Consider the following 18,071-nt stretch of genomic DNA (forward strand, 5'->3'; position numbering starts at 1 on the left):
CCCCCAGGTGCCGGACTTTCGTTGACCCATGCATTGGTTAGGCAAATCGTTGCCTGCATTGGGATTGCGAAGTGATGTCCTGGGTCAGTGCAAAGTCGGCACCTGGGTCCAAAGCGCGTCGGCGCCAACAGCTGAGCCTCGGCCTGCGCGCCGGAAGGCGGGAACGCGCTGCGCTGGAGCCCAACCCATCCAGCGGGGATCAGGATTTACCCTAGGTGCTGTTGACGATTTATTGGAACGATCCAATAATCCATTCAACCGTTCCAATGATCCGGTCTGTCCCAAGGATCGCCGGACTGGAAAACGTCAATAACCCTGGTTGGACAACGCTGGGAATATATGCATTACAAGTTTCAATTCGATGCCGTATTTGCGGCGTGGCCACTGCTTCTAAAAGGCACGTGGATAACGATTCAGCTCTCAATCGCCGCGACGGTGCTGGGCCTGATCGTCGCCATTGCATGCGCGTGGGCCAAGACTGCTGGCCCCAGGTGGCTTCGATTTCTGGTGAATGTGTACATCGAAATCATCCGCAACACGCCTTTTCTCGTCCAGCTCTTCTTTTTCTTTTTCGCGTTGCCGTCGATCGGTCTTCGCTGGTCGCCTCACACCGCGGCCCTGACGGCGATGGTCGTCAATCTCGGTGCTTACGCCACAGAGATCATTCGCGCCGGCATCGAATCGATTCCCAAGGGGCAAATCGAAGCCGGGCTCGCGTTGAACCTGAAAGCGCACCAGATCTTTCGTCTTGTCATCCTGAAGCCAGCGTTGCGCGCAATTTTTCCTGCGCTGTCCAGTCAGTTCATTCTCCTCATGCTGACTTCCAGCGTGGTCTCGGTGATTTCCGCGGACGACCTAACCTCCGTCGCCGCAAACCTTCAGTCGCAGACGTTCCGGAGCTTCGAGATTTACATCGTAGTCACCGCAATTTACTTGTCGCTGGCACTGGCATTTTCATTTCTCTTCCGGACGATTGAGCGGCGCTCGCTGTCGTATCCGGATCGACGCTGATCAAGGAGCTCACGATGCGTACGTTTGGAATGGGCGATTTTTGGTTCATCGTGCAAGCTGCACAGTGGACGGCGTTACTTTCGTTGATCGCCTTTGTAGGCGGTGCCATTGGTGGCTTGATGGTCGCCCTGGCAAGAACCTCGGGACGTCCCATACTCGAAAAGATTTCGATGGCTTTCACGCAGGTCTTCCAGGGCACACCGCTCTTGATGCAGCTATTTCTCGTGTTCTTCGGTGCGCCAATATTGGGCGTTGAGGTGAGCCCTTGGTTTGCGGCCGGCGTAACACTGATTCTGAACACCAGCGCGTTCCTCGGGGAGATTTGGCGTGGCTGCATCCAGGCGATTCCAAAAGGTCAATGGGAGGCTGCCGAGGCGCTTGCCATGAGCTATGGGCGTCGCATGCGGCTCGTGATCCTGCCGCAAGCCTGGAAGATCGCGGTGCCGCCGACGGTGGGGTACCTGGTCCAGGTGCTCAAGGGAACATCGCTTGCCGCCATTATCGGTTTCACCGAGGTCACGCGGGTCGGCCAGATCATCAACAACGCCACGTTTCAACCCCTGATCGTGTTCAGCGTGGTTGGCGCCGTGTACTTCACCTTGTGCTGGCCGCTGTCTTTGCTTGCGGCAAGGATGGAGCGGCAACTCAAGCTTTCCGCTGTCCGATAGTTTTGCCCTCTCGTCATTCATTTTTACCCTAAGGAGACAACATGTTCCAACGATTTGCACGCCGCCAACTCATGAATTTCGCCGCTGCCGCTGTATGCGGCGGGCTCCTAGGCTCGGTCGCCCTGAAAGCCAATGCGCAGACCGTCGACGAAATAAAGAAGAAAGGCACCGTGACGATTGGCATCCTGGTCGACTTCCCACCTTACGGAACCGTCGACAGCAGCAACCAGCCCGACGGTTACGACGCCGATGTCGCCAAGCTTCTGGCGAAGGACTGGGGCGTCAAACTGAATCTCGTACCGGTGACCGGCCCGAACCGGATTCCGTATTTGCTGACCAACAAGGTCGATCTGCTCATTGCCTCCTTCTCTCCCACGCCCGACCGCGCCAAACAGGTCCAATTCTCTCGTCCGCACAGCGCGGCAACCATCGTGCTGTTTGGTGAGAAGAAGCTTTCCATCAAAACACCTGCCGACCTAAAACGCGTGCGCGTGGCTGTCGCGCGTGCAAGCACGCAAGACACGGCGTTGACCGCTATCGCACCGGAAGGAACTGAAATTCGTCGCTTCGACGACGACGCATCGGCGATGCAAGCACTTTTGTCGGGGCAGGTGGACGCCTTGGGCTGCGCGACGACGGTCGCTGCCCAGATCGCCAAGCGGCCCGGTGGGGATGCTTTTGAAAACAAGCTGGTGCTGCGCCAGCAATACATGGCTCCCACAATGCGCCTGGGCCAGCCCGACCTGCTCAAGGGCGTGGATGCTTTCGTGGGCAAATATGTCGACAACGGTGAGTTGAACAAGCTCTACAAGAAGTGGCTGCAGACTGATCTGCCAACGCTGCCCACTGCAGCATTGCCCGCTGCGAAATGAAGCAGCTCCTTACGTTTTGAGGACAGCGTTATGACCACCACACCCATCATTCGCATTGAAAAAGCCAACAAGTGGTTTGGACAGTTTCAGGTCTTGACGGATGTCGATCTGGAAGTTCGACCGGGCGAGCGTATCGTGATTTGCGGACCTTCCGGCTCAGGCAAGTCCACTCTCATCCGTTGCATTAACCATCTTGAAAAAATCGAGAAGGGCCGCATCGAGGTGGACGGCATCGAGCTCAGTGGGCACCAGCGCAAGAGCGTCGACGCCGTGCGTCGCGAAGTGGGCATGGTGTTCCAGCAGTTCAATCTCTTCCCTCACCTCACGGTCCTGCAAAACTGCACCCTGTCGCCGATGCACTCACTCGGAATTGCGCGTGAGCAGGCAGAAGAGACCGCCATGAAATTCCTCAAGCGAGTGCGGATTCCCGAACAGGCCCAAAAGTATCCGAGCCAGCTCTCCGGCGGTCAGCAGCAGCGTGTCGCGATTGCGCGAGCGCTGTGCATGAACCCCAAGATCATGCTGTTCGACGAGCCCACCTCCGCGCTGGATCCCGAAATGGTGAAGGAAGTGCTCGACACGATGATCAGTCTGGCCGAGGACGGCATGACCATGCTGTGCGTGACGCACGAAATGGGTTTCGCCCGCCAAGTCGCCGATCGCGTCATTTTCATGGCCGATGGGCGCGTGCTTGAGGTGGCACCGCCAAAGACCTTCTTTGGCAGTCCCCAGCATTCAAAGCTGAAAGCCTTCCTGGGCCAGATCCTGAATTCCGGCGAGCACCACCCCACCTTGCAACACGCTTGACGTTCCCGCAGCCGCGACCGCGGCCGCACGTTTGCTGATCCTGTTGCCAAGTGCAACCTTCCGACGTACGCCAAGTGCGAGGCGGACGTTCCAAACATGGAGAGACTATGAAGATCCGCCTTCCGCAGTCAGACGGCACTCTGATGAACTATACGGTGATCGGCGAGCCCATCGTGCCGCAATCACCAACGCCCGCGTTCAACCGCACCGTCTATGCCGCCGCGCACGTGGTGGTCGATCCTGTGGCCACGCAGGATCCCTGGGATGCGGCACCGCAGGTCGACTGGGAGACAACCTTGGCATTTCGCGAGCACCTGTACCGCCTGGGATTCAAGGTCGCCGAAGCCATGGATACCGCACAGCGTGGCATGGGTGTCGACTGGCCGGTCGCACGCGAACTGATTCAGCGAAGCTTGCGTCACGCGCGCACGATCTCCGGAGCCGACTTGGCCTGCGGCGTTGGTACCGATCAGCTGGTCGCAAGTGAAAGTACGACGCTTGCCGAAGTTGAGGCAGCTTATCGGGAACAACTTGCAGTGGTAGAGGCCGAGGGTGGCCGGGCCATCCTGATGGCGAGCCGTGCCATGGCCCGCTGTGCCAAAGGTCCGGACGACTACCACACCCTCTACGGACGGCTGTTGCGCGACACATCGCAGCCGGTCATCCTGCATTGGCTTGGCGAGATGTTCGATCCGGCGCTGCGTGGGTATTGGGGCGGCGGAGACTTGGCCAGTGCGCTGGACACGGTTGCGACGCTCATCTCGGAGAACGCAAACCACGTCGAAGGCATCAAAGTCTCGCTGCTCGATGCGAAATGGGAGCTTGAACTGCGCCGACGCCTGCCCGATGGCATCAAGATGTACACGGGCGACGACTTCAACTATGCCGAGCTGATGGCGGGCGATGCCAGTGGCCATTCCCATGGATTGCTGGGCATCTTTGATCCGATCGCTCCCGTGGCTGCGGTCGCGCTGGGTGAGCTCGCAGCAGGCAATACCGACCGTTTCCGATCCCTGCTGGACCCGACGGTCGCGCTTTCTCGCGAGATATTTCGCGCGCCCACACGTCACTACAAGGCCGGCGTGGTGTTTCTGGCTTGGCTCAACGGCCATCAGCAACACTTCTCGATGGCGGGCGGTGCGCAGTCGGCACGCGGCGTGGCGCATTTCGCAAAGGTGTTTGAACTCGCTGATCAAAGCGGCGTGCTGACCAACCCCGAACAGGCGTGCAAACGCATGCAGTCCTACCTGCAAGTCGCAGGCGGCATCGAGGGTTGAGCGCCTCACGCCTGCACATTCAGGCGAGGTGACGCGTTCGCCCAAATTTTCAAACAATGCCGCGAGCGTCGGCGGCGTGTTTGAGCGGCGAAAGCTCGACCGCTAACCGGACTGCCGCAGTACCAGCTGTGGATCGACGAGGAAGGTCTGCCGCGCCCGCTCTGGCACCCGGATTCGTTCCAGCAGGATTTCAGCCGCGTGCTGCCCCAGCTCACCCGGTCGAACATCCACCGTACTCAATGGCGGATTCGAATGCGCGGCATCAAGCACGTTGTCGAATCCCATGAGTCCGAAATCATTTCCCGCCCGCATGCCTCGTTCGCCCAGGGCTGCCAATGCGCCGAAAGCAACCACGTCGTTGTAGCAAATGGCGGCCGTTGGACGCGGCTTCTTGTCGAGCAGGGTCAACATCGTTTCGTAGCCGCCCTGACGTGTCGGCTTCGTCAAGATGAGGAGATCCTCGTCAAAGACGATCTTTCGTTCCGCGAGTGCTGCTCTGAAGCCTTTCAGGCGCTGCTCCAACACGACGCCAGCACGTCCGCCCAGGAAACCGATGGACCTGTGGCCGGCGTCGAGCAGGTGCTTTGTAGCGAGGTAGATGCCACGCTCGTTGTCCGCGCCTGCGAAGTCGTATCGACCTGGCCCCAATGTTCGAACCATGACCACCAGGGGTATGTTCCAAGCTTGCACATCCTTTGGCAACGTGCGCGGAGTGCCGTATGCCGGACAAAGTACCAATCCTGCGGCCCCCTGCTCTCGCATGGCCCCGATCACCTGCGTCTGGCGATCAAGGTCTTCGTTGGTGTGTGCCATCAAAACGATGTACCCCGCCTCGACCAACGTCCGCTCCACGGCCACAAGAATTTCGGCGAAGAAGGGATTCGTCAGATCGTTGACGATGACACCAATGGTCTTGGAGGTGCGGCCCCGTAACTCGCCGGCACGGCGGTTGTAGACGTAGCCAATCTTGACGGCAGCCGCGCGCACGCGATCCGCCGTCTCTACGGGGATCAGGGCGCTGCCCTTGAGCACGAGCGAAACGGTCGATTTCGAGACCTGTGCGGCCGCTGCGACATCCAGGATGGTGACGGCACGCGTCGAATTGGAGGTAGACATATTCCTTAGGTAGTTTCCCCTAGCTTAACCTGCCACTTCTTGCATTTTTCTTGGAACGTTCCAATAATCATTAAACCGTTCCAATAAATGTAGTCGAAACAGAAACCCAATGGAGAGAATCTTGCAATCCAGCCGTGCTTTTATCGAAGGCGTTGGGGTTCGCCCCCGCCGCTTCGTCCATGCCTGCCCATGGTTCGGCCATGCCAGAACCAACTGCACGTTCTCGTCGCAGCTCGCTTCAAGTTCACGCATTCAAACAACTCAACCACTTGCCATCTTCGGGGCGCGCCGCATCGGCACCGCTGTAAGCATGGCCTTCTTTCACGTTTAGGAAACCTCATGAAGAAAGTAATCACCGCCGAACAGGCGGCTGCATTGATTCGAAGCGACGACGTCGTCAGCATCAGCTCCTCCAGCGGCTTGGGATGTCCTGACAAGGTTCTGGCGGCGTTGGGGGCACGATTCGAAAAAGAAGGCCAGCCGCGGAACCTGACCACGTTGAACCCCATCGCTGCGGGCGACATGTATGGCATTAAAGGCATCGATCACATTGCCAAGCCAGGTCTGCTGGCCCGGGTGCTGGCTGGTTCGTATCCAAGCGGGCCCTCGTCACTGCCAATGCCCGCCATCTGGCACATGGTGGTAGACAACCAGATTGAGGCCTACAACATCCCCAGCGGCATCCTGTACGACATGCATCGCGACGCAGCGGCGAAGCGGCCGGGTGTGTTGACCAAGGTGGGCCTGGGCACTTTCGTTGATCCGGAGTTGCAGGGCTGCGCCATGAACGACGCTGCAGCGGCACATCCTGTTGTTCGCAAGGAAATCTTCGACGGGCAGGAATGGCTCTATTTCCCGGCCATCGTCCCCCAGGTGACCATCATTCGCGCCACGACGGCCGACGAACACGGCAACCTCACCTACGAACACGAAGGCGCTCTGCTCGGTGGCCTCGATCAGGCCCTGGCGGCCCGCAATAACGGCGGCATCGTGATTGCGCAAGTGAAGCGCGTCGTCAAGCAGGGCAGCCTGCGTCCCCACGACGTGCACGTACCTTGCAATTTGGTGGACTACATCGTAGTCGACGCTGAGCAATGGCAGACCACGCAGACCCCCTACGACCCCGCAATCAGCGGCGAGGTCGCTCAACCGGTGTCGACCTTCGAGCCGCAAGCTTGGGGTCCGGAAAAAGTCATTTCGCGTCGCGCGGCAATGGAGCTCGCGCACGGCCAAGCGGTCAACCTCGGCTTCGGCATTTCTGCCAACGTCCCACGGATTCTGTTGGAAGAAGGTCTTCACGGCGAAGTTACCTGGGCCATCGAGCAAGGGGCCGTCGGCGGGATGCCCTTGCTTGGTTTCGCCTTCGGATGCGCATCCAATGCTGACGCGATCATGCCATCGCCGAACCAATTCACCTACTTTCAGGGCGGTGGCTTCGATGTGACTTTGCTGTCGTTCCTGCAGGTCGACGGCAACGGCAGCGTCAATGTCTCGAAGTTGGGAGCTAAGCCCTACCTGACGGCAGGCTGTGGCGGCTTCGTCGACATCACTGCACACGCCAAGCGCATCGTCTTCTCCGGGTTCTTTACCGCCGGCGCCAAGCTCGAAGTTGGCGACGGCAAGTTGACGATCTTGAAGGAAGGCAAGACTCGTAAATTCGTCAAATCCGCCGAGCACATCACCTTCAGCGGCCTGATCGGCCGCCAACGCGGGCAGCGCGTCACCTATGTCACAGAGCGCTGCGTAATCGACCTTGAAGATGACGCACTGGTAGTACGTGAGATTGCGCCGGGCATCGACTTGCAGCGTGATGTCCTCGACCAAGCTGAAGTGCCCCTGCGGGTTGCAAAGGATCTGCGCGTGATGGATCCGGCATTGTTCATGGCCGCGCCGTTTGGTTTGCACCTTCGGCCGGAGGTAGTGCGTCGAGGTTCCACGCTTTCAACGAAAGGTGGACAGGACACTTTGGTTGGAGACACAGTGACTGATGCAAGTTCAAATGCCGCAAAGTTTGTGGAGGTGACCCGTGGTTGATTCGTTGATTCAAACCGAGCGCGATGGCACTATCGCGACCGTCACGCTTACCCGGCCAGCCAAGTTGAACTCACTGACGCCGGCCATGCTGGATCAATTGGAGGTGGCTGCACGTGAGCTGGATGGCGACACCGATGTGCGGGTTGTCATACTTCAGGGCAGTGGCGAAAAGGCCTTTTGCGTCGGTGCGGACATCAACGAATGGGCGGCGCTGCAGCCACTGGACATGTGGCGCCGTTGGGTCCGTCGGGGCCATCAGGTGTTCGACCAATGGGCGCGCCTGCGCCAACCGGTCATCACGGCGATCAATGGGCATGCGTTCGGCGGAGGCCTCGAACTTGCGATCACAGGAGACATCCGCATCGCGGTCGAGCAAGCGCAGTTCGCTCTCCCGGAAGCGTCCATCGCGACCTGTCCTGGATGGTCCGGAACACAGCGCTTGGTGCAGTTGATCGGCGCGAGCCGCACGAAATACCTGGCCTTGAGCGGAGTGCGTCTGTCGGCCGAAGAGGCCTTGGCAAGTGGCCTCGTCCACCAGGTCGTTCCCGCCACCGACCTGAAGAGCCGAGCGATGACCCTGGCGCGAGAAATGGCGACTAAGGCACCAGTGTCACTGCAACTGACCAAGCAGCTGATCAACGCAGCATCGGGCGAGGACGCCGCCGCTACGCTGGAAGCAATGGCAGGTGCGTTGGCCGCGACGACTCAGGACGCAACCGAAGGAATCCAGAGTTTTCGCGAAAGACGGGCTCCCGTCTACGCTGGCCGTTGATTCGAACGCTCCGGCATCCATCTGAACAGCCTTGCGAGCGCATGGCACCAGGCGCGGGAGCATCGATTTAGCGCACGCAGGCCTGACTCCCGTCAGTCGCTTCTATCCGCCACTTAATTTCGCAGCATGCGCTGCCAGGAGACACAAATTGCAAGATGAAAGCGCGCTCAAGAACCCAGGAAGACCGCTGGCAGTAGTTACCGGTGCCCGACGTGGCATAGGTGCCGCGATCGCCATCGAACTCGCGTCGCAAGGTTTCGACATCGCATTGACGGACATCGAGAACGCGGGCGCTGAGATCACCCTGGAAGCCATCAAGGCGCACGGCGCGGATGGAAGGTTCTTCGTATCCGACCTTGGCCACGTGGACGAACACGCCGATGTCGTAAGTCGTATCGTCGATTGGCACGGGCCAATCTCGTGTTTGGTTAACAACGCTGGCATTCCGGCGCCGAGCCGTGGTGATCTGCTGGACGTGAGCCCGGTTTCATTCGACCGGGTACTCGCCGTGAACCTCCGCGGCACCTTTTTCTTCACACAGGCAGTTGCGCGTCACATGGTTGCAACACCTTCGTACAACTTGGCACGCGCCATCGTCACCGTGTCCTCAGTCAGCGTCGAGATGGCCTCTATCGAACGCGGTGAATATTGCGTTTCCAAATCTGGGTTGGCGATGTTGACCAAATTATTCGCGCTGCGGTTAGCGCCCTTGGGAATTGGAGTCTTTGAGGTGCGTCCAGGAGTGATCCGAACGCCTATGACTGAAGGCGTGGCGACGACCTACGATCAACGCATCGCGAACGGCTTGGTCCCGATGGGGCGATGGGGTTATCCGGAGGACGTGGCTCGCGCCGTAGCCGCGCTGGCCAGCGGTCAACTCGGTTTTTCAACGGGTAGCGTCGTCCAAGTAGATGGAGCTCTCTCCATTCCGACGCTGTGAGCTTCGAATCATCTGGCGTGGAAATGCGGGCGATCCCTGATTGACCAGCAAACCCGACCCGAGCCCCAAACACTGGAACGCAGAATATCGAATGAACACCGCAGAACTTCCGACCTTCCAAACTCCCGCCGACGCAGCCGCACACCCCCGCGAACTCCTTGAATACCCCTACAGCGTAGCGGTCGGGCGCGCACTGCCCCTCGAAAACACCGCGCGCTTCCTGCCAGAGCCGCCCACGGCCGAGAGTGGCGTAGCGACCCTCGGCTGAGTGGATTACGGCGTTGAAGTGCCCGGCTGGAGGCTCACAGACTTCTCCTTCTCGCCTGCTGGGCATCGTGCCTATCAACGCGTTCGCTTCGTTGAGTCCCAACGTCCGCTTCTGGCCGACTGCTGCGAACTGGCCGGTATATGCCGGCCGGTTTGCGAATCTGGTGCTTTGACCTGATAGCGGAAATTCGACAACCGCGGAGGGCACCCAGAGAACTGGGCCAAGGCGAGTGTTTTCGCTTCGATGAAACTGCCGGTAGTAGGTAAAGATGCGCTCGTCGCAGGGCGCTGTGCTGCGTTTGCGCAAGAGTGCGCTGCTACCCATTGTGCGGTATTGATCAATGCAGGCAGGTACGGCGCACAGCGAAGAGTCCGGCACGACATATTGCTATTCCGGCCCGACATGCAATACCATCGCGCTTACGTCGCCAAATAACGCGACGAACCCGGCCTTTCCGACCATTCAAGGAGCATCGATGAAGAAGTCCTCGTCCAGAGTCCTGCTAGTTGTCGTCGGTGCCGGCTTGGCCATCGCCGCCGGACTACTGTTCGCGCAAAGCAGCGGCCTGACCCGCACCCTACTCACGAAGGCCGATGTCTCGGTGCCTGGCCGCGAAGCAGTGGTCGCGCGCGTCGAGGTTGCGCCAGGCGCACGCGCTGGGCGCCATACGCACCCAGGTGACGAGATCAGCTATGTGCTCGAAGGGCAGGCTGAGTTGCTGATCGACGGCCAGTCGCCTCGCATCGTCAAGGCCGGTGAGTCGTTCGTGATCCCAGCGGGTGTCGTGCACGACGCCCATAACGCGGGCGACACCCCCGTTCGGTTGGTTGGGGTCTATGTGGTGGAAAAGGGTAAGCCGCTGGCATCCCCCGCTCCGTAGTTGCGGAAGCACAGTTCGCGCGCTGCAGTGAGCCGTCGGCCGGGCAAGCCGTCGGTCTGCTCACGGTGGTGAAGTGATCGTCACGCCGATGACGTTCGCGACCCTGATCTGTCGGTCAGCATCTGGGATTGATCGACTGATAGCAGCCGCTCAGATTCATCCCAAGCTCCAGAATTTGATGGCTCGAGAAAGCCGCGCTGTCAATGCGCCGAGTTTGCCAGGCGCGATGCGCATGTGGCAGCATTCCACCGGTTAAAGCACTGAAATCGTCGCCACATTGCCGACCAATAACCAGCAGCCCTGAGTGACCGGTCTGGAGCAAGCAGATCGAAAAGCTGTATGACGGCAGTCAGTCTGTAGCAGACACTCGCTTGGTGTCGCACCTACGACCGCTTCTGGCCGGGTGCGGGTGGTGCGGTCAATGAAATCGTCACCACATTGCGGACACAGAAGCGCCGACCCGCAATGTCAGCTTTCGAGCGAGAAATTTGGATAGTCGTAGGTCCGGACTCGGCCAGAAGCTGTCATTGGTGAATGTCCGGTGTCGAGAAGGCAATCTCTCAATAAATCGAATAATTGGAGACCTAAAGCCCAAACACTGGCCTGCAACTGCTGTTCACACCGACATCCCATAAGGGGAGTCGACTTATTCGCAGGATATGGAAACCGAGCCATAGCACTTGAGCTCAAGCAAGTTTCTATTTCCTCTCTTGGTGCGGCGCGCGGCAAGAAGGGGGCTAATGAAGCACCATCCAACTGCAATCAGCAGAATCAATGGGATACTTATGTACCGATACTTGGCCCAAACCGTCCATTAGAAAAGACTCACTAGATGGTGCATTCATGCGGCTTACCACAAACAGGGGACGCTCAGGAAATTGGCCAAGACGCCACCACCTGTCTATGGGCGAATAGGCCTCGCAGTTGGCTTCTCAATGATTTGGGCGGGACTGATGATTACGGCCTGGATTTTCAAGTTCAGATCAGCATCCATCAAAGTGTCCAAAACATATTTCGAGTTCAATTGAAGGGCACGAGGTCTCCGAACCTCAATAGCGACGGCTCGTATTTTTCGATTGCCCTCTCGACTAGCACCCTTCGCTATTACGACAACATCGTCGAGCCGATACTGCTCGTTTATTGCGACCTTAGCATCGACTTGGACGACCCCGTCAATTGCCCCATGTATTACGTTTGGGTGCGCCCCGAGTTGCGGCGAGTCGAAATTGAGAAGGTTCCATTGGATCAAGGAAGCGTCACCCTTCGCGTCCCCGTCGCAAACCTCCTCACCAAAACAACTGACTTGCTTGATGAAATCAGGCAAGCCAATGCCTTGGCCAACATAGGCCATGCTCTTGACGTCAAGGTCGAGAACGACAGGCCAGGGATGAACATGGGCGATCGCGTAGATATGTTGCGCGGCGTTCAGAGTGGTCTCGTTGCCCGAAGCTTTGATTTTCTAGACGCGCTTGCGGAGCCCCCGACCGAACACTGGATCGAGCCAAAACGTGGCACGCTCGCTTGGCATTTGCGTGAAGCCATCCGGTATCTCCGGGCGGGCAAAGCCGAAAGGTGCAAGACCGAACTGACGCAGACTGAGAAGTTTCTCGATGGAGCCACGTCAGTCGAGAAGGCGGAGTTTCACCACCTCAACGGACGCGTCAAATCCTTTGATGGCGATCATCAAGGCGCTCGCGACGCCCATTGGGAAGCCGCGGCAATTGACGATCAGCCCAAATACTGGAGTGCATGGGCCGAAAGCGAGCTGCGGCTTCGATACCAACTCGGCGGCAGTAACGACTTCACCGATGTCGCCGATAAATTGCCAGGCGACCACCCCAGCATTCTTGGAATCAAGGCGAGGCTTCTCGCGGCCGGAAACAGATACGACGAAGCCATCGCTCTCCTGAACACGTTTTCCGGTGTTGAGAGCCTGTCGGCCAGGGGCATCGTCGAGACCATGAATTCGAAGTCGGCCGAGGCGCTCCAGGCATGCATTGAGGGGCTGGCCATTGAGGATGTCAGCGACTCGTCTCGCCAGCTCTTCTCCCTGTTGAAGGCACGAGCTCGCTTTGCCTTGGCCATGGGAAAAAGCGGAGCTCCGATGCTTGACGAAATCATGCCGCCAGCGGGCCTTCCTGGCATGGACATCGATCTGCTTCGCCAAGCGTGGCAGGACATTCAAGAGGCGGTGGAGTTGCTTCAAGACGGCGGGTGGACAAGCAACGCCGAATTCATAGCCGACATTTGGGCCGCCACCGCCTCCATGCTTGGAAAGCAAGGCGAGGCCCTGCCCTTGATCGTCGACGCAGCAAGGGCCCGCCCCCATTTCGAAGGGTTGCAAACGCCGGCTGAAACGGTAGCTGCGCAATGCGGTGAATTCGAAATCGCCCTTGAAATCAACACGCGCACTCCCGACAGCGATACCAAATGGCTTCGTCGAACCGCCTATTTGCATGAGCTCAATCGCCACCGGGATTGCGTTGACTTGTTCGAAAAGCATGTCGCCCATTTGGACAAGCAGCACCAGCTATTTGGCACCGTCCTGCCCATGGCGATCCTGTCGGCGAAAAAAATTGTTAAAACCGACTTGGCGAGGCTTTGGTTCGCGATATTTGATTCCGATCCCAAGCTTGCCCCTTACAAGGCTGTATCGGAATATCTGTCCGCGATCGACGCGAGCAAACTTGCAAAATCTGAGGCACTCCGCGAACTCGAAGCTCAATACCGAGCGCTCGGAAAATCCAAGCCCATCGCCCTCCTATTGTTCATGGAGCTCGATCCAGCCGACGCCGAGCAGGCCGCGACATGCATTGAAGTGGCCAACGACGTCCGCGCGTCCACCACCTTGCCTGGCGGAGCGGCGGTTCACCTCGGCATGGCGCTCGTCACAACCAAAAAATGGAGTGAATTGCTCGATCTTTGTCGGGAATCCGGCAACCAATTCGAGGGAACCACCCGACTCACTGCCTTTGAAGGCTTGGCGTTGGACCGCCTTGGTCGGGCTGACGACGCGCGCCGACTGTTGGAGCGAATGATCAATGACGGAAAATCCGACAGCGTCGCGCTCAACACCTACGTCAACCTCATGGCGCGCGGTGGCTTCGTTGAAGAGGCGATCAAAACGGCAGAGCGGATTTTTGAACTGGCATCTCACGACGCTCAGAAAAGGGAGTGCGTCCGACTGCTATTCAACTTGGAGCAGACCGCCAACCCATCGAGCACGCGTTTACTTGAACTCGCGACGCGGATGGGCGAACTTGCCGATCCTTCCATCGAGGAGCAAGAAGGCGTTTATTTGATGATGATGTTGACAGGAACATTGTCGGGAAACACGGCTCCCACCCCAGAGCAAATCCAAGCGTTCCACACCCGCTCGGATGCGTTCTTCCGGAATTTCCCGCATTCCAAAATGCTCATGAAGGCGGAAGTCTCAAAGGACGCGACCCCTGAGCAATTGCTGAAATCCATTCGCGATATGGTCGGCCTGGACGACGAGAGCATGGCATTTCATACTAAGCTCGAAAATCAACTTCAAGCCGGAACGGTTCCATTCCCTTACGCTTGGCGGCCAAGATATATCCTCAGGAATGTCCACGACGTTGTCCATCTCTGGGAGATCACCAAACGATCCGGGGCAGACGATAGAAAGCATCATCTTCAAATGATGGCTGCGCAGTGGATGCCAAGGCCCGCAGCAACAACCAGAGCCCTCATTCCTCTGCTTGATCTGACCTCATTGCTCGTGGTCTCCGATCTTGGCCTTTTCGACAACCTCTTTTCCTACTTTCAAAAGATCGCCATCTCGAAAGGCACCCTGCTCCAACTTTCAAAACTTGCCCAACCTTTTTCTGGAAGCCTATGGCTTTCAAAATGCAGGGCACTGCAAGACCGACTCAAAGAGCATTACGACCAAATATTGCAGCCAGGCTCCGAGCCGGGCGAAGACGACGACCAGCGGTTTTCTCCATCCAGCGAAGAGATCAAACGTCTCTGCACGACCGATGAATTCACGCTTTACTCCGACGATGTGATTTTTCGGCTCTATTGCGGCGGAGATAATGCCAACGCGCAGGGCATCTGCACTGGTGATTTATTGAGTGGATTGGAAGAGATCGGAGCTTTGACGACGGCAGAGGTGGCGGAGAAGTTAGCCACGCTCTGCGCTTGGCATGTTGGCTTGATGATCGATTTCAAATACCAGTTGGCCATCGTTCCGGATGCCCTTAGAACCATCGGATCCGTCGCAATAGGCGTTGACCTTTTGCAGAACTCGCCCTCCTTCATGTCGATGGCGACGGCCATGTGGGACTTTCGATCAGATTTCATTTTGAACGTCTCGCATGTCGGAAGCATTCTGAAAGTCATGATCGAGGACGCTTGCCTCCCCACCACAGCCATAGCCTCATTTTTGGGTGTTTGGTATGTGAAAGCCAAGCTTCGATCTGACGCGCCTCATCCACCAATGAACATCTTGACCAAGATCGTTCAGCTCGCCGCAGCTCACAATCCACAAATGAGCAAGGACTCGGCGCAACGCCTGTGGTCCGTGTTCTTGGCCTTGGTGGAGTTCGAACACGGTGATCGCATGGATGAGCAGAAAGAACGCGATGCCATTCAACTCATGGCCCAACAGTGCGCGATTCTGGATGTGAAGGTCAAAAATGTCCAAGGTTCTACGTTCTCAGAGCGCCTGTCCATCGGCTTAACCCCCGGGACCGCCAACGCAGACCTTTTTGCTAAGGCCAGTGTCATGGCGAAGGTCCAGATCGGCCTAAAAGACTGAGCCAACAGGAATGTGTAGTCGTGGTATCTGCTAAGCCAATCGTCAAAGGTACGTCACTTTGCGGACAAACTGGTTTCAACCGCCGGTCGTGATCCCGACACGGTCACCACTCTGAGAATTGCCGAGCTTGTAAGCGGTCGCAGGGCGCGAGGTCCCTCCGGGTTTTGAATGTCGGCTACCAGGCGCCGATTTCGACGGACTCTAAGACCGCGCTGGGTCGACAGTACCAGTTCAATACGTTCGGATGCAGCCGTTGGGTGGCCAACGCAGAGGGCAAGTCGCTGTTATCTGCTCGATGCATGGCGAACGTCAAGTTTCAAGGTAGACCGGTCCGCCGCTTCCAGAAACTCTCAGTGACCGCTCTGAGCAACCGCCGTCATTCGGCAGCCAAATTCGACCGGCAGCAGCCAGCCTTGACCTGCCCCTTGATGCACACGCTCTGATGACCGGAGTTGGCCGAGACGCGCCCACCGAGACAGCGCGTCGGGGAAACAGGCGCAAAAAGCCGACGCGCCAGCCACGCCAAGCTAAGTTCAGCTAGCGTTGAAATGATTGGGGGCTCAGCGAGCCTCAAGCACCTTGGCCGCTTGCGACTTGCTGAGCTTTCGAAGCGCTGCGATGGCAGGCATTTGGCTTGCACGGGGGCGAGCCTTGCCTTGCTCCCATTTGTAAACCGACTGGCCAGAGCAGTTAAGCAAAAAACCTAGCTCGGATGCGGATAGACCCAGGCGACGCCGCTGTGCTGCAAAACCCTTGGCGCCAAACCTCGCCTTCAAAGGCATCTGCTCTTCAGGCGGCGAAGGTCGTTGTGTGGCCACGCCCTTGCTCAGACGAACCACCTGCCGTTCCAGGTCTCGAACTTGTCGCTTCAATCCGGCGATATCCGAGCGGTATTGCGCGGAGGCCTTCTTCAGCGCGGCGCTTTCACCGCGCAATTCCTTGCGGGCAAGTCGAATGATCTCTTCTCTCAGGACGTTGGCAATATTTGGCATCGGCGAATACTACTAGGTTTTGGTCGCGGCCAACCCGGTAGCAGGAGAGCCAACCTCGCCGTTTAACCACATGACCGCTTCGGCGATTAGGGTGTCAGGCCGCCGGCACTTTATGCAAACGGATTTTTGACCGTGTTGGCCGCCTTCAGTGCCACCGTTTCCGGCAGCTGCTTTTCCGCCTCAAGCGCCTTGACGATGCCCCCGATGAGCGATTGCAGCTCTTTGGCCACCGTCAGGCCGGCCCTGTCCTTGGTGAGCACCAGGTCGCCCGTGAGCGACACGCGGTCAATCCGGTTTTCAATCTCCAAGTCACCGATGCGCAGCACATCGGCTTCGTTGGCGTAAGGCTTGAATTCCTCGGTCATGGCTGAGTTCCTCAATGTTGAATGGCGCGATTGATGGCGTCGATGATGCTACGCCCGAAGTCCCGCAGCATGAATTCGTCTTCTGTTTGGCCCTTGCGCTTCTTGCCGCCACGCTGGGAGGCCGGCTTTGGCAGCTCCATGCCGCTGTCACGGACCTTCTGGGGCAACCCTGGCAACAGCTTGATACCGATCATTTTCTCCAGATCGGAGACCCTGACCGATGAATAGGCGCGGGTGTCATCGTTGGTGATCACATACGCGCCTGCGCGCTGTTGCTTCGGGCTGTAGAGCACCTTCCAGAGGTGGGTTGGCACCAGGACATTGCCGATACGCTGGATGTCACTCCCAATGAAGGCCGGACCCGACACCACATAGACCTCGCCCTCGTTGATGGCCATCTGCCGGGTCGCCCCCTCGATACCGGCCCAAATACCGGCATTATTGGCATGCACCTGGGGAACCATGTTGGCCAGGCTGAAACTTTCGGCCTGCGCCGAGCGGTTGGGCATATCACCGTTCGGCGACATGTGGCCGCGGTCGTAGCCCGAGCGCGCATAGTCGCTGAGTTCAGCCCGGTCCCGTGCCGGCAGCGAGGTTTCAGCGTGGAATGAGTCACGGCGCGAGAGTGTCTTGGCCGCCTCCACATTGGCCCGCGTCAGGTGCTCGGCCGAATAGAGGGGGGTGCGGCTGACGCCAGAGTGCAGTACGGCATAGGATTCGAAGCAAATCTCCTGCGTGCGCGGCTGCAGCTTGAGGTTTGTGACAGTGGGGGCAACGCCCGCAGCGAATTGCTCTCGGCATTGCGTTGCAGCCCAGGCCGGCACCGCAAGGCAGGCCGCGAGAGACAAGGTAAGGGGAAGGAATCGTGACATGCGCGAGAGTATCGCGTACAGCGGGTAAGCCTCGGCGTGGATGTAGTTGATCTCTTTCAGCTTGAGCGCGCCTTCGAGCGCCATCGGGTAGTGCAGGCCGCGGCCCAGGAAGAGCGCGTTCTCCATCTTCGCAAAGTCTTCGGCCCAGCTGATGACCTGCGGCTCCAACGCCAGCACGGCCGGCACCTTGGCCGACGGGTACTGCATAGTCCTGGAGAAGGGCTTCCAGCCAGGGGGGAGGTCGGTGCGAGTCCTGAAGATGGCGGTGGTAGTTGACTCATGGGCCTAAGCTCATCAGACTTGCACACTGACGGTCGAATTTCATGGCCATCGAACCAGTCGTTCAAATGAATTCGCAAGCAAAACCATTTGACATCAGCAGTTCTGGATTTGAGTCAAGCATGTTTGCCC

15 protein-coding genes are annotated in these 18,071 nt (G+C 58.3%); 11 read left to right on the plus strand and 4 right to left on the minus strand.

Annotation, left to right across the window (positions count from 1 at the left end; genetic code table 11):
- Window positions 1–339: 339 nt before the first annotated feature.
- From PJE01S_RS21045 to PJE01S_RS21065, 5 genes are all read left to right on the plus strand, one after another.
- A complete protein-coding gene (locus tag PJE01S_RS21045) occupies window positions 340–1,011 on the plus strand; it encodes an amino acid ABC transporter permease (RefSeq protein ID WP_068835638.1) in 672 nt (223 codons plus the stop codon).
- A gap of 14 nt (window positions 1,012–1,025) precedes the next feature.
- Window positions 1,026–1,679 (plus strand): amino acid ABC transporter permease, encoded by a 654-nt coding sequence (locus PJE01S_RS21050; protein ID WP_068835639.1) that lies wholly within the window; start codon window positions 1,026–1,028, stop codon window positions 1,677–1,679.
- Window positions 1,680–1,720: 41 nt separating this feature from the next.
- Window positions 1,721–2,551, plus strand: a complete 831-nt coding sequence (locus PJE01S_RS21055; protein ID WP_084389681.1) for a transporter substrate-binding domain-containing protein — start codon at window positions 1,721–1,723, stop codon at window positions 2,549–2,551.
- A 30-nt stretch (window positions 2,552–2,581) separates the two neighbouring features.
- Window positions 2,582–3,358, plus strand: coding sequence for an amino acid ABC transporter ATP-binding protein (locus PJE01S_RS21060; protein ID WP_068835641.1), 777 nt, complete (start codon window positions 2,582–2,584; stop codon window positions 3,356–3,358).
- 107 nt (window positions 3,359–3,465) lie between these two features.
- Window positions 3,466–4,635 (plus strand): dihydrodipicolinate synthase family protein, encoded by a 1,170-nt coding sequence (locus tag PJE01S_RS21065; protein ID WP_068835642.1) that lies wholly within the window; start codon window positions 3,466–3,468, stop codon window positions 4,633–4,635.
- Window positions 4,636–4,737: 102 nt separating this feature from the next.
- Here the strand turns inward: PJE01S_RS21065 and PJE01S_RS21070 are convergent, their stop codons facing one another.
- Entirely contained in the window at window positions 4,738–5,751 is a 1,014-nt protein-coding gene (locus tag PJE01S_RS21070) for a LacI family DNA-binding transcriptional regulator (protein WP_068835643.1), read from the minus strand.
- A 121-nt stretch (window positions 5,752–5,872) separates the two neighbouring features.
- Here PJE01S_RS21070 and PJE01S_RS25360 point away from each other — a divergent pair, with 121 nt between their 5' ends.
- From PJE01S_RS25360 to PJE01S_RS21095, 6 genes are all read left to right on the plus strand, one after another.
- On the plus strand, window positions 5,873–6,082 hold the full coding sequence (locus tag PJE01S_RS25360; protein WP_157090427.1) for a hypothetical protein: 210 nt from the start codon (window positions 5,873–5,875) through the stop codon (window positions 6,080–6,082).
- Window positions 6,083–6,090: 8 nt separating this feature from the next.
- Window positions 6,091–7,785, plus strand: coding sequence for an acyl CoA:acetate/3-ketoacid CoA transferase (locus PJE01S_RS21075; RefSeq protein ID WP_084389682.1), 1,695 nt, complete (start codon window positions 6,091–6,093; stop codon window positions 7,783–7,785).
- Window positions 7,778–8,557, plus strand: coding sequence for an enoyl-CoA hydratase/isomerase family protein (locus tag PJE01S_RS21080; protein WP_068835645.1), 780 nt, complete (start codon window positions 7,778–7,780; stop codon window positions 8,555–8,557). Before PJE01S_RS21075 ends, PJE01S_RS21080 begins: the two co-directional genes overlap by 8 nt.
- Before the next feature lie 148 nt (window positions 8,558–8,705).
- The gene (locus PJE01S_RS21085) at window positions 8,706–9,497 is read left to right on the plus strand and encodes a 3-ketoacyl-ACP reductase (protein ID WP_068835647.1); all 792 of its coding nucleotides are present in this window, start codon (window positions 8,706–8,708) and stop codon (window positions 9,495–9,497) included.
- Window positions 9,498–10,240: 743 nt separating this feature from the next.
- Window positions 10,241–10,645: a cupin domain-containing protein gene (locus PJE01S_RS21090; protein ID WP_068835648.1), complete on the plus strand. Its 405-nt coding sequence runs from the start codon at window positions 10,241–10,243 to the stop codon at window positions 10,643–10,645.
- Between the two features lie 832 nt (window positions 10,646–11,477).
- Complete coding sequence (locus PJE01S_RS21095; RefSeq protein ID WP_084389683.1) at window positions 11,478–15,431, plus strand: DUF4365 domain-containing protein; 3,954 nt, start codon at window positions 11,478–11,480, stop codon at window positions 15,429–15,431.
- Between the two features lie 560 nt (window positions 15,432–15,991).
- Here the strand turns inward: PJE01S_RS21095 and PJE01S_RS21100 are convergent.
- The 3 genes from PJE01S_RS21100 to PJE01S_RS21110 form a co-directional block, all read right to left on the minus strand.
- The gene (locus tag PJE01S_RS21100) at window positions 15,992–16,423 is read right to left on the minus strand and encodes a helix-turn-helix domain-containing protein (RefSeq protein ID WP_068835652.1); all 432 of its coding nucleotides are present in this window, start codon (window positions 16,421–16,423) and stop codon (window positions 15,992–15,994) included.
- A 110-nt stretch (window positions 16,424–16,533) separates the two neighbouring features.
- Window positions 16,534–16,788 (minus strand): hypothetical protein, encoded by a 255-nt coding sequence (locus PJE01S_RS21105; protein ID WP_068835653.1) that lies wholly within the window; start codon window positions 16,786–16,788, stop codon window positions 16,534–16,536.
- Window positions 16,789–16,799: 11 nt separating this feature from the next.
- The gene (locus tag PJE01S_RS21110; RefSeq protein WP_068835654.1) at window positions 16,800–17,867 is read right to left on the minus strand and encodes a DNA/RNA non-specific endonuclease; all 1,068 of its coding nucleotides are present in this window, start codon (window positions 17,865–17,867) and stop codon (window positions 16,800–16,802) included.
- Window positions 17,868–18,071: the final 204 nt, after the last annotated feature.

Origin of the sequence: Polaromonas jejuensis NBRC 106434 (genome assembly GCF_001598235.1) — a bacterium.
Classification (GTDB): Bacteria; Pseudomonadota; Gammaproteobacteria; order Burkholderiales; family Burkholderiaceae_C; genus Polaromonas; species Polaromonas jejuensis.

Bases quoted from the DNA above. Each gene is read 5' to 3' on its own strand.
- PJE01S_RS21095 (WP_084389683.1), top strand. From the start codon at position 11,478: ATGGTGCATTCATGCGGCTTACCACAAACAGGGGACGCTCAGGAAATT.
- PJE01S_RS21060 (WP_068835641.1), top strand. From the start codon at position 2,582: ATGACCACCACACCCATCATTCGCATTGAAAAAGCCAACAAGTGGTTT.
- PJE01S_RS21100 (WP_068835652.1), bottom strand. From the start codon at position 16,423: ATGCCAAATATTGCCAACGTCCTGAGAGAAGAGATCATTCGACTTGCC.
- PJE01S_RS21070 (WP_068835643.1), bottom strand. From the start codon at position 5,751: ATGTCTACCTCCAATTCGACGCGTGCCGTCACCATCCTGGATGTCGCA.
- PJE01S_RS21090 (WP_068835648.1), top strand. From the start codon at position 10,241: ATGAAGAAGTCCTCGTCCAGAGTCCTGCTAGTTGTCGTCGGTGCCGGC.
- PJE01S_RS21055 (WP_084389681.1), top strand. From the start codon at position 1,721: ATGTTCCAACGATTTGCACGCCGCCAACTCATGAATTTCGCCGCTGCC.
- PJE01S_RS21065 (WP_068835642.1), top strand. From the start codon at position 3,466: ATGAAGATCCGCCTTCCGCAGTCAGACGGCACTCTGATGAACTATACG.
- PJE01S_RS21075 (WP_084389682.1), top strand. From the start codon at position 6,091: ATGAAGAAAGTAATCACCGCCGAACAGGCGGCTGCATTGATTCGAAGC.
- PJE01S_RS21105 (WP_068835653.1), bottom strand. From the start codon at position 16,788: ATGACCGAGGAATTCAAGCCTTACGCCAACGAAGCCGATGTGCTGCGC.
- PJE01S_RS21050 (WP_068835639.1), top strand. From the start codon at position 1,026: ATGCGTACGTTTGGAATGGGCGATTTTTGGTTCATCGTGCAAGCTGCA.
- PJE01S_RS21110 (WP_068835654.1), bottom strand. From the start codon at position 17,867: ATGCAGTACCCGTCGGCCAAGGTGCCGGCCGTGCTGGCGTTGGAGCCG.
- PJE01S_RS21045 (WP_068835638.1), top strand. From the start codon at position 340: ATGCATTACAAGTTTCAATTCGATGCCGTATTTGCGGCGTGGCCACTG.